This window comes from Glutamicibacter sp. MNS18 (assembly GCF_026107515.2).
GTDB lineage: Bacteria > Actinomycetota > Actinomycetes > Actinomycetales > Micrococcaceae > Glutamicibacter.
Map to the genome: position 1 here is coordinate 1 of NZ_JAPCHW010000041.1, position 678 is coordinate 678.

The 678-nt window shown below is 60.3% G+C and carries 1 protein-coding gene; it reads right to left on the reverse strand.

Annotated elements, in window-relative coordinates:
• Positions 1-309: 309 nt before the first annotated feature.
• Positions 310-603 carry a transposase gene (locus OK351_RS18010; RefSeq protein WP_371931494.1) on the reverse strand — a complete coding sequence of 98 codons (294 nt, stop codon included), beginning with the start codon at positions 601-603 and terminating at the stop codon, positions 310-312.
• Positions 604-678: the final 75 nt, after the last annotated feature.

A 678-nucleotide genomic window follows, 5' to 3' on the forward strand; every position in this document is an offset into this window, starting at 1 on the left:
CGGCGCTTGCTGATCACCGAACGGATGCCCGCTTTGTTGCACAGCCGCCACACCCTGCGCTCGAAAGACCTGGTAGCCCAGGTCCTCCAGGTCATCGGCCAGCACCCGGTACCCGCCTTCGGGGTCGTCTTGGTGCAGCTCACGCAGCTTCGCGGTCAGCTCCTGCTCTTCAACATCCCGCGCCGAGACGGGACACTTCAGCCACTTGTAATACGCCTGGGTACTGAATCCCAGGACCTAAGCACGTCACCACCACAGGCACACGTTTCGTGCCTGTTCTGGCGGCCAATTCACGGACGAGCGGGCCCATTATTTTGGGGAGCGGATATGAGGCTGGGACAGGTAGGCCGCGGCCTTGCGCAGCACCTCGTTCTCCATCTCGAGCTCCCGGATGCGCTTGAGCGCCTGGGACATCTCCTTGCGTTCTTCCGGGTCATTGGACGGTGTCATTCCGTGGGAATGGAACCTGGTGTCGCGCACCCAGGACTGCAGCGCTGTCCTGGAGATCCCCAAATCATGACAGACCTGCTTCTGGGGAATCCCTGATTCCACCAGCGCCACGGCGTCGCGCTTGAACTCATCGGTGTAGACATTCTTAGGCATTGGGTCTTCCTTCGTTTGAGCACCACCTTATCGAGGTGATGCGGTCGAAGTGTCAACCAAACCTTCAGCAGACCC

Excerpts from the sequence above, each read along its gene's own strand:
- OK351_RS18010 (WP_371931494.1), bottom strand. The coding sequence starts at position 603 with ATGCCTAAGAATGTCTACACCGATGAGTTCAAGCGCGACGCCGTGGCG.